Genomic DNA, 9,598 nt, shown 5'->3' with positions numbered 1-9,598 from the left:
GGCCGGGGACCGTGCGGGGAACGGGGCGGCGGCGGACGCGCGGGCCGCCCCTGCCCCCGCCCCCGGCGTGCCGGGTGGCCGCTCAGCCCGCGGCCCGGAAGGACCGCAGGCGCAGCGAGTTGGCGACGACGAAGACCGAGGAGAAGGCCATGGCCGCACCGGCGATCATCGGGTTGAGGAGTCCGGCCGCGGCGAGCGGCAGCGCGGCGATGTTGTAGGCGAAGGCCCAGAACAGGTTGGACTTGATCGTGCCCAGCGTCCTGCGGGCCAGCCGGATCGCGTCGGCGGCGGCGCGCAGGTCGCCGCGGACCAGGGTGAGGTCGCCGGCCTCGATGGCCGCGTCGGTGCCGGTGCCCATGGCGAGCCCCAGGTCGGCCCGGGCGAGCGCGGCGGCGTCGTTGACGCCGTCGCCGACCATCGCGACCGAACGCCCCTCGCCCTGAAGGCGCTTGACCACGTCGACCTTGTCCTGCGGCAGCACCTCGGCGAAGACGGACCCGCGGTCGATGCCGACCTCGCGGGCGACCGAGGCGGCCACGGCACGGTTGTCCCCGGTCAGCAGGACCGGCGTCAGCCCCAGGGCGCGCAGCCGGCCGATCGCCTCGGCGCTGGTCTCCTTCACCGCGTCCGCGACCTCCAGGACCGCCCGCGCCTCCCCGTCCCAGGCGACGACGACCGCGGTGCGCCCGGACGACTCCGCCTCGCCCTTGGCGCGGGCCAGGTCCGCCGGAAGGGTCGTCGCCCACTCGGCGAGCAGCCGCTCCCGGCCGACGAGGACCACGTGGCCGTCGACGACGCCTTGCACGCCGAGGCCCGGGACGTTGGCGAAGTCCTCGGGGGTGGGCAGGGCGCCGCCCAGCCGCTCCAGCGCCCCGTCGGCGATCGCGCGGGCGACCGGGTGCTCCGAGGCGTGCTCCAGTGCACCGGCCAGGTGCAGTACGTCGTCCTCCTCGGTGGCTGCGGCGGTGTGCACGGCGAGCAGGGTCATCCGGCCGGTGGTGACGGTGCCGGTCTTGTCGAGGACGACGGTGTCGACCCTGCGGGTGGACTCCAGCACCTCGGGTCCCTTGATGAGGATGCCGAGCTGGGCGCCCCGGCCGGTGCCGACCATGAGGGCGGTGGGAGTGGCCAGCCCCAGGGCGCAGGGGCACGCGATGATCAGTACGGCGACGGCGGCCGTGAACGCGGCGGTGGGTCCGGACCCGTTGCCGAGCCAGAAGCCCAGGGTGGCCAGCGCCAGGGCGATGACGACGGGGACGAAGACACCGGAGACGCGGTCGGCCAGGCGCTGGGCGGCGGCCTTGCCGTTCTGCGCGTCCTCGACCAGCCTCGCCATCCGGGCCAGCTGCGTGTCGGCGCCGACGCGGGTCGCCTCGACCACCAGCCGGCCGCCCGCGTTCAGGGTCGCGCCCGTGACGCCGTCGCCCACGCCGACCTCGACGGGGAGCGACTCGCCGGTGAGCATCGAGGCGTCCACCGCGGAGGAGCCCTCCACGACCGTGCCGTCGGTGGCGATCTTCTCGCCGGGGCGGACCAGGAAGCGGTCGCCCACCCCCAACTCGGCCGTCGGAACCGTCCGTTCCCGGCCGTCGGGGCCCAGGACAGTGACCTCCCTCGCGCCCAGTTCCAGCAGGGCTCTCAGCGCGGCGCCGGCCTTGCGCTTGGCGCGTGCCTCGAAGTAGCGCCCGGCGAGGAGGAAGGCGGTCACCCCGGCGGCCGCCTCCAGGTAGATGTTCCCGGAGCCGTCACCGCGGGCGATGGTCAGCTCGAAGGGGTGGGTCATGCCGGGCGTGCCCGCGGTGCCGAGGAACAGGGCCCACAGCGACCACAGGAACGCCGCCGAGGTGCCCACCGAGATCAGCGTGTCCATGGTGGCCGCGCCGTGCCGGGCGTTGGTGAGGGCCGCCCGGTGGAAGGGCCACGCGGCGTACGTCACCACGGGCGCCGCGAGGGTCAGCGACAGCCACTGCCAGTACTCGAACTGCAGCGCCGGCACCATCGCCATCGCGATGACGGGGACGGCGAGCAGTACGGCGGTGACCAGCCGCTGCCGCAGGGGCCGCAGCGCGTCGCCGTCCCCGGGGGGCGCATCCGGCTCGGTGCCGGGGGCGGGCTCGGCGCGTACCGGCTCGGGCTCGTGGGCCGTGTATCCCGTCGCCTCGACCGTGGCGATCAGGTCCGGTACGGACACCTCGCCCCCGTAACCGACCTTGGCCTTCTCCGTCGCGTAGTTGACGGTGGCGCTGACCCCGTCCATCCGGTTGAGCTTCTTCTCGATCCGGGCGGCACATGAGGCGCAGGTCATGCCGCCGATGGTGAGTTCCACCTCGGCCGGTGCCCTGGTCGTGCTGGTGGTCATGGCTGCTCCTGACGCGTGCGCGGCGGCTGCTGGATGGCATATACGGGGAGGGGGTATGTCGACTCCGGATTCATGTATACCCGTAGGGGGTATCGAACGCAAGCGTTCGCTCTGCTTGACCAGGTACCCCCTAGGGGTATTGTGGGATGCAGGAAGAGCCTCACTCGCCGTCGAGCCGGAGGCCCGGAACCCGAGGAGACGACCGTCATGCGCACCGGACTGAGGATCACCACCTTCGCCGCCGCACTAGCCGCGACCTTCGGCACCGCGTACGGCGTCGGCACGGGAGTGGACCCCGTCGTGGAGGAGAGCGCGCCGCCCGCGCCCCACGACGAGCACGGCGGGCCGGCACCCCGGGAGCCGGAGGGCGACGGCCACGAGGGGCATGAGAGCACCCCGCCGGGTGGGCTCCAGGTCTCCGAGAAGGGCTACACCCTCGACCTCGCCACCCCGCGCGTCAGCGCCGGTGAGCGTGAGGAGCTGCGCTTCACGGTGCGGGACGCGAGCGGCGGGGCCGTCACCGCGTACCAACGCGAGCACGACAAGGAACTCCACCTCATCGTCGCCTCACGCGACCTGGTCACCTACCGCCACCTGCACCCCACCCGCGCCGCCGACGGCACCTGGAGCACGCTCGTCGACCTGCCCCGCGCGGGCGACTACCGCGTCTTCGCCGACTTCACCCCGGCGCGGAAGGGCGCCGAGAACCTCACGCTCGGCGCCGACCTCGCCGCCTTTGGCCGCTACGAGCCCGCGCGCACGCCCGCCCTCAACGGCACCGCCAGGACCGACGGTTACCAGGTCGAGCTCGCCGGATCCCTGCGCCCCGGCAAGGCGAGCGAGCTGAAGTTCGAGGTGTCCCGCGACGGCGAACCCGTCAACGACCTCCAGCCCTACCTCGGCGCCTACGGCCACCTCGTCGCCCTGCGCTCCGGTGACCTCGCCTACCTGCACGTCCATCCGGGCGGCGAGCCCGGCGACGGGACCACCAGGCCCGGCCCGGGCATCTCCTTCACGGCCACCGCGCCCAGCGACGGCACGTACCGCCTCTTCCTGGATTTCCGGCACCGGGGCGAGGTCCACACCGCCGCCTTCACCGTGCGGGCCGGTGCGGCGCCGGACGCGTCGGAGCCGGCGCTCTCCTCGCCGACGGAGCACGGCGACGAGCACGGCGACGGGCACGGGCACTGAGGCTCCGGCGAACCGCTCCTACGCGCCGGCCGTGACGACCCGGACCCCCGCCTCCTCGAACCGGCGCACCAGCTCAGGGTCGGCCGAGGCGTCCGTGACCAGCGTGTCCACCGACTCGGTCGCGCAGATCCGGGCGAACGCCCGCCGGCCCAGCTTGCTGGAGTCGGCGGCCACCACCACACGCTCGGCGCGCTCGCACAGCACCCGGTTGATCGCCGCCTCCGCCTCGTCGTGCGCCGCCGCACCGTGCTCGGCGTCGAAGGCGACGACACCCAGCACCGCGACGTCGAGCGTCACCTGGCCCAGCACGCCGTCCGCGAGCGGCCCGATCAACTCGTACGACTGCGCCCGGGCCACCCCGCCGGTCACCACGATCTTGAACTGCGGCCGGACCGCCAGCTCGTTGGCGATGTTGAGCGCGTTGGTGACCACCGTCAGCGCGGGCGTCCCGGCGGCCAGGTCGGCGCGCACGGCCAGGGCGCGCGCCACCTCCGTGGTGGTCGTCCCCCCGGTCAGCCCCACCGCCTCCCCGGGCGCCACCAGGGCCGCGACCGCCTGGGCGACGTGCTGCTTCTCCGAGGCGCGACGGGCGGTCTTGTAGCGCAGCGGCAGCTCGTACGACACCCCGTGCACGACCGCGCCACCGCGCGTACGCACGAGCATCTGCTGCTCGGCGAGCCGGTCGAAGTCACGGCGGATCGTCGCGGCCGAGACCTCCAGCTCGGTCGCCGCCTCCTCGACGTCCAGCCGGCCCCGCTCCACGAGCAGTTCCAGCAGCGCCTTCCAGCGGGCGTCGCGCGACATCCGCGCCTCCGTTCCTCGATCTCCCGCCGACCCTAGCGCACGGTCCACTTCCCCGGATTGCTTGATTGTGCTCGAAAGCTCGCTATATCTTGCAGGAACAATCAGATCGGTCGATCGGGGAGTGTGCGGCATGACGTATGTCGAGGACGAACTCAACAGCCAGCCCGAGTGCTGGGCGCGCGCCGCCGCGGAGGCGGCGGGGCACACGGCGGCGCTGCCCGCGGCGGGCGAGCGGGTGGCCGTCGTCGGCTGCGGCACCTCGTACTTCATGGCGCAGTCGGTGGCGGCGCTGCGCGAGGGCGCGGGCCACGGCGAGACGGACGCGTTCGCCGCCTCGGAGTTCCCGCGGGGTCGCGCGTACGACCGGGTCGTCGCCCTCACCCGCTCCGGCACCACCACCGAAGTGCTCGAGCTGCTCGCGGAGTTGAAGGGCGGCGCCCGAACCGTCGCGATCACCGCGGACCCCGGGACGCCGGTCATGGCCGCCGCCGACGACGTGGTCGTCCTCGACTTCGCCGACGAACGGTCGGTCGTCCAGACCCGGTTCGCGACCACCGCCCTCACCCTGCTCCGCGCCCACCTGGGCCTGCACAGCGACGCGGTCGTCGCCGACGCCCGCACGGCGCTCGCCGCCGCGCTGCCCGAAGGGCTGGTCGAGCGCACCCAGTTCACCTTCCTCGGCCGGGACTGGACCGTCGGACTGGCCAACGAGGCCGGACTCAAGATGCGCGAGGCGTCCCTCTCCTGGACCGAGGCATACCCGGCCATGGAGTACCGACACGGGCCCATCAGCATCAGCACCGCCGGTACGGCCACCTGGATGTTCGGCGAGGCCCCCGAGGGGCTGGCCGACCAGGTCCGCGACACCGGCGCGATGTGGGTGCCGGGGGAGCTGGACCCGCTCGCCGAACTGGTCCGGGCCCAGCGGCTCGCGGTCGCCGTCGCCGCCGCCCGCGGCCTCGACCCGGACCGCCCGCGCCACCTCACCCGCTCGGTGATCCTCGCTCCCTGACGCCGCCGCGCGCACCCGCCGCGCGCACCCGCCGCGCGCACCCGACACCCGTCCCGAGCCCGCCCCCGAGACCCGTGCCCCGACGCCCGGGAAGGGAGAGACCGTGCCCCTCGCCAGCACCGGTGACCTGGTCGGCCGCGCCGCGGCCGCACGCTCCGCCGTAGCCGCCTTCAACGTCATCACCCTGGAACACATTGAGGCCGTCGTCGCCGGCGCCGAGTCCGTGCGCATGCCCGTCGTGCTCCAGGTCAGCGAGAACGCCGTGAAGTACCGCTACGGCCGCCTGCTGCCCCTGGCCGCCGCGGCCGTCGCCGCCGCCGAGGGCGCGGCCGTGCCCGTCGCCCTGCACCTCGACCACGTCCAGAGCGACGGCCTGCTGCGCCAGGCACGGGACGCCGGGTTCAGCTCCGTGATGTACGACGCCTCCCGGCTGACGTACGCGGAGAACCTCGCGGCCACCCGCGCCGCCGTCGGCTGGGCGCACGCCCAGGGGCTCTGGATCGAGGCCGAACTGGGGGAAGTCGGCGGCAAGAACGGCGCGGCGCCCCTCGACGCCCACGCCCCGGGCGCCCGCACGAACCCCGCCGAGGCCCGCGCCTTCGTCGCCGAGTCCGGCGTGGACGCGCTGGCCGTCGCCGTCGGCAGCTCGCACGCCATGACCAGCCGCACCGCGGCCCTCGACCACGACCTGCTGAAGGCACTGTCGAGCACGCTGGACGTCCCGCTCGTCCTGCACGGCTCCTCCGGCGTCCCGGACGCCGAACTCGCCGCGGCCGTCACGGGCGGCATCGCCAAGGTCAACGTCGGCACCGCCCTCAACATCGCCATGACCGGCGCGATCCGGGAGCACCTCGCCGCCCGCCCCGACGCGGTCGACTCGCGCGGCTACCTCACCGCCGGAAGGGAGGCCATGGCACGGACGGTGGCGACGATCATCCAGGTGGTCGGCGCTACGTCCTGACGGCCCTCAGCACCACGAACCGGCTGTCGCTCGCCACCAGCTCACTGTTGCCGAACAGGCGCTTCAGCTTGACGTGGTAGCCCAGGTGCCGGTTGCCGACCACCCACAGCTCGCCGCCGGGGCGCAGCACGCGCCGTGCCCCGGTGAACATCCGCCACGCGGTGGCGTCGGTGGTCGCCTGGTGGGAGTGGAAGGGCGGGTTGTTGAGCACCAGGTCGACACTGCCGTCGGGCACCCCGGCCAGCCCGTCGCCCACCCGGAACTCCGCCTGCCCGGTCGCCCCATTCGCCCTGTACGTCGCCTCCGCGGAGGCCGCGGCCTGGAACGACTCGTCGGTGAACAGCACCTCCGCCCCGGGGTCGGCCAGCGCCATCGCCGTACCGACCACACCGTTGCCGCAGCCCAGGTCCACCACCCGGCGGGCACCACCGGCCGTCGGCAGGTGCTGGAGGAAGAACCGGGTGCCGACGTCCAGCCGGTCGGCGCAGAACACGCCGGCGTGGTTGACGACGGCCCGGCCGGAGAGCAGCGGTCCCACGTCGTCGGGGAGCCGGTAGGTGAGCGGCCACGGGTTGGCCGGCCGCCGCAGGGCGAGGTCGGGCGTGGCGAAGATCAGCCGGGCCTTCCTCACGGCCAGCGAGGTCCTGGTCGGGCCCACGATCCGCTCGAACAGCCGGAGCGTCGAGGTGTGGATCTCCTTGACCATCCCGGCGCCGACGACGACCGTGCCCTCGTGCAGCGCGGGCGCCAGCCGCAGCAACTGGTCCTCCAGCAGTGCCAGGCTCTTGGGCACCCGCACCAGCAGCACGTCGACGCGGTCCGGCGGAGGGTCCTGCGTGGTCAGCAGGCGCACGGCGCCGGGCTCCGCGCCGGCCCGCTCCAGGTTGACGCGAGCCGCCTCCCGGCCGAGGTGGGAGTCGGTGATCTGCACCGGCCGGTGCCCCGCCAGCGCCGTCACCAGCGCCCCCCAGCGGTCCCCGAGCACCACCACCGTGCCGGTCAGCGGCACCTCCCGCTCCGCGAGGTGCCCGAGCAGATACTCGTCGGAGGCGTCCCAGGCCCGGAGCCGGTCGCGCGGGTCCTCGGGGAAGCGGGTTAGCACCTGCTCGCCCCATGGCGTCGTCATACGGTCACTGCGGTCGTTCATCGTGCGCCCAGGCTAACCGAGCCGCAGCTCAGGCCCCCTCGCGCAGACCGGGCGGCGGCGCGGGCAGGATGGGGACATGGACTCCGAGCTGTTCCCCAGGAGCCGTACCGAGACCGCGCCCGGTGCCGTCCACGTGCCGGACTGGCTGACGCCCGGACGGCAGCGCGAGCTGCTGCGCGCCTGCCGCGAGTGGGCCCGCCCCCCGGCCGGACTGCGCACGGTCCACACTCCCGGCGGCGGCACCATGACCGCCCGGCAGGTCTGCCTCGGCTGGCACTGGCACCCGTACGCCTACGCCCGCACCGTCGTCGACGGCGACGGTGCGCCGGTGAAGCCCTTCCCGGCCTGGCTCGGCGAGCTGGGCCGCGGCGCGGTGACCGACGCGCTGGGCGCCGGCGCCGCGGCGGACGCGCCGTACGACATCGCCCTGGTCAACTTCTACGACGCCGACGCCCGCATGGGCATGCACCGCGACGCCGACGAGCGCTCCGACGCACCCGTGGTCTCCCTGAGCCTCGGCGACACCTGCGTCTTCCGCTTCGGCAACCCGGAGACCCGGGCCCGCCCCTACACCGACGTCGAACTGCGCAGCGGCGACCTGTTCGTCTTCGGCGGGCCCTCCCGGCTCGCGTACCACGGCGTGCCGAGGGTGCACCCGGGCACGGCACCGCCCGAGTTGGGGCTCACCGGACGCCTCAACATCACGCTCCGGGTCAGTGGCCTCCAGGCGCCCCAGACCTGAGGATCATGGGAGACTCCCCTCCATGAGCGGCAAGGCTGACCCCCGGGCGGCGGGGGAAGGGACCACCTCGAGGACGCGGCTGGAACGGGGGCGCGGTGCGCTCGGACCCGCGTTGGAGCTCGTGCACACCGGACGTGCCCCCACCAGGGCCGTCCTCACCGCGGAACTCGGCGTGACCCGGGCCACGGCCGGAGCCGTCGCGGCCGAACTGGAGGCGCTCGGCCTGATCCGGGTCGATGCCAGGCCCGGCGCGGCGGCCGGTTCGCAGGGCCGCCCCTCGCACCGCCTCTCGGTCGCCGAGGACGGCCCCGTCGCGCTCGCCGCGCAGGTCCACGCCGACGGCTTCCGCGCGGCCCTGGTCGGTCTCGGCGGCCGGATCGTCGCCACCGCGCCCGGCTGCGAGGTCGTCGACGCCGACCCGGCGAAGGTGCTCGGCTCCGTCGTCGAGACGGGCGCGGAGCTGCTGCGGGAGACCGGGCGGCGCTGCGTCGGCGCGGGGCTCGCCGTGCCGTCCGCCGTCGCGGAACCGGAGGGCCTGGCCCTGAACCCGCTGCACCTGGCCTGGCCGGCGGGCGCTCCCGTGCGGCGGATCTTCGCCGAGCAGGTGCGCGCCGCCGGTATCGACGGGCCCGCGTTCGCCGCGAACGACGTCAACCTCGCGGCCCTCGCCGAACACCGGCACGGTGCCGGGCGCGGAGCGCGCGACCTGCTGTGCGTGGCCACCGGCCACCGGGGCGTCGGCGGTGCCCTGGTCCTCGACGGCCGCCTGCACATGGGCAGTTCGGGTCTCGCCCTGGAGGTCGGCCACCTCGCCGTCAACCCCGAGGGCCGCCCCTGCCACTGCGGCAGCCGCGGCTGCCTCGACGTGGAGGCCGACCCGCTGGCCTTCCTCACGGCGGCCGGCCGGGAGCCGGGGCCGGAGGTCTCCCTGCTCCAGCAGTCCTACGACCTGATCCGCGACCACTACGCCGACCCGGCCGTCCGGACCGCCACCGAGGCCCTCATCGACCGCCTCGGCCTGGGTCTCGCGGGCCTGGTGAACATCCTCAACCCGGACCGCATCATCCTCGGCGGCCTCCACCGCGCCCTCCTCGACGCCGACCCCGAGCGGCTGCGCGCGGTCGTCGCCGACCGCAGCCTGTGGGGCCAGAGCGGCGGCGTACCCATCCTGCCGTGCGGCCTGGACCACAACAGCCTGGTCGGCGCGGCCGAGTTGGCCTGGCAACCGGTCCTGGACGACCCGCTGGACGCGCTGGCCTAGTGTCCCGGTCCGGAGATCCTGTCGCAGTAGCGGCAGATGCGGTCGATGATCTGGTCTGCGGTCTTGGTCCACTTGAAGGGCCGGGCTTGCTCGTTCCAGTTCTTGATCCAGTCCTCGAGCG

8 protein-coding genes are annotated in these 9,598 nt (G+C 74.4%); 5 read left to right on the top strand and 3 right to left on the bottom strand.

Annotated elements, in window-relative coordinates; all coding sequences use genetic code 11:
- Nucleotides 1-82: 82 nt before the first annotated feature.
- Entirely contained in the window at nt 83-2,359 is a 2,277-nt protein-coding gene (locus DMH12_RS34750; RefSeq protein WP_125495313.1) for a cation-translocating P-type ATPase, read from the bottom strand.
- 207 nt (nt 2,360-2,566) lie between these two features.
- On the opposite strand from DMH12_RS34750, the gene DMH12_RS34745 reads away from it, so the two are divergent.
- Nucleotides 2,567-3,550 carry a hypothetical protein gene (locus DMH12_RS34745; protein ID WP_125495312.1) on the top strand — a complete coding sequence of 328 codons (984 nt, stop codon included), beginning with the start codon at nt 2,567-2,569 and terminating at the stop codon, nt 3,548-3,550.
- Nucleotides 3,551-3,568: 18 nt separating this feature from the next.
- On the opposite strand, the gene DMH12_RS34740 is transcribed toward DMH12_RS34745, so the two are convergent.
- A complete protein-coding gene (locus DMH12_RS34740) occupies nt 3,569-4,354 on the bottom strand; it encodes a DeoR/GlpR family DNA-binding transcription regulator (RefSeq protein WP_122620726.1) in 786 nt (261 codons plus the stop codon).
- Between the two features lie 130 nt (nt 4,355-4,484).
- On the opposite strand from DMH12_RS34740, the gene DMH12_RS34735 reads away from it, so the two are divergent.
- A complete protein-coding gene (locus tag DMH12_RS34735) occupies nt 4,485-5,366 on the top strand; it encodes an SIS domain-containing protein (protein ID WP_125495311.1) in 882 nt (293 codons plus the stop codon).
- Between the two features lie 103 nt (nt 5,367-5,469).
- Nucleotides 5,470-6,327, top strand: a complete 858-nt coding sequence (locus tag DMH12_RS34730; protein ID WP_125495310.1) for a class II fructose-bisphosphate aldolase — start codon at nt 5,470-5,472, stop codon at nt 6,325-6,327.
- Here DMH12_RS34730 and DMH12_RS34725 read toward each other — a convergent pair.
- Nucleotides 6,317-7,453: a methyltransferase gene (locus tag DMH12_RS34725; RefSeq protein ID WP_125495314.1), complete on the bottom strand. Its 1,137-nt coding sequence runs from the start codon at nt 7,451-7,453 to the stop codon at nt 6,317-6,319. The genes DMH12_RS34730 and DMH12_RS34725 overlap by 11 nt on opposite strands.
- Before the next feature lie 97 nt (nt 7,454-7,550).
- Between DMH12_RS34725 and DMH12_RS34720 the strand changes: the two genes are divergently transcribed.
- Both DMH12_RS34720 and DMH12_RS34715 read left to right on the top strand, forming a co-directional pair.
- Nucleotides 7,551-8,216, top strand: coding sequence for an alpha-ketoglutarate-dependent dioxygenase AlkB (locus tag DMH12_RS34720; RefSeq protein WP_125495309.1), 666 nt, complete (start codon nt 7,551-7,553; stop codon nt 8,214-8,216).
- Between the two features lie 22 nt (nt 8,217-8,238).
- The gene (locus tag DMH12_RS34715) at nt 8,239-9,477 is read left to right on the top strand and encodes an ROK family protein (RefSeq protein WP_122620722.1); all 1,239 of its coding nucleotides are present in this window, start codon (nt 8,239-8,241) and stop codon (nt 9,475-9,477) included.
- Nucleotides 9,478-9,598: the final 121 nt, after the last annotated feature.

Source organism: Streptomyces sp. WAC 04229, assembly GCF_003947455.1.
GTDB lineage: Bacteria > Actinomycetota > Actinomycetes > Streptomycetales > Streptomycetaceae > Streptomyces.
Note: the sequence above shows the minus strand (reverse complement) of the source record. Positions and strands in the feature narration are given on the sequence as shown.

Excerpts from the sequence above, each read along its gene's own strand:
- DMH12_RS34745 (WP_125495312.1), top strand. The coding sequence starts at position 2,567 with ATGCGCACCGGACTGAGGATCACCACCTTCGCCGCCGCACTAGCCGCG.
- DMH12_RS34720 (WP_125495309.1), top strand. The coding sequence starts at position 7,551 with ATGGACTCCGAGCTGTTCCCCAGGAGCCGTACCGAGACCGCGCCCGGT.
- DMH12_RS34735 (WP_125495311.1), top strand. The coding sequence starts at position 4,485 with ATGACGTATGTCGAGGACGAACTCAACAGCCAGCCCGAGTGCTGGGCG.
- DMH12_RS34715 (WP_122620722.1), top strand. The coding sequence starts at position 8,239 with ATGAGCGGCAAGGCTGACCCCCGGGCGGCGGGGGAAGGGACCACCTCG.
- DMH12_RS34725 (WP_125495314.1), bottom strand. The coding sequence starts at position 7,453 with ATGACGACGCCATGGGGCGAGCAGGTGCTAACCCGCTTCCCCGAGGAC.
- DMH12_RS34740 (WP_122620726.1), bottom strand. The coding sequence starts at position 4,354 with ATGTCGCGCGACGCCCGCTGGAAGGCGCTGCTGGAACTGCTCGTGGAG.
- DMH12_RS34750 (WP_125495313.1), bottom strand. The coding sequence starts at position 2,359 with ATGACCACCAGCACGACCAGGGCACCGGCCGAGGTGGAACTCACCATC.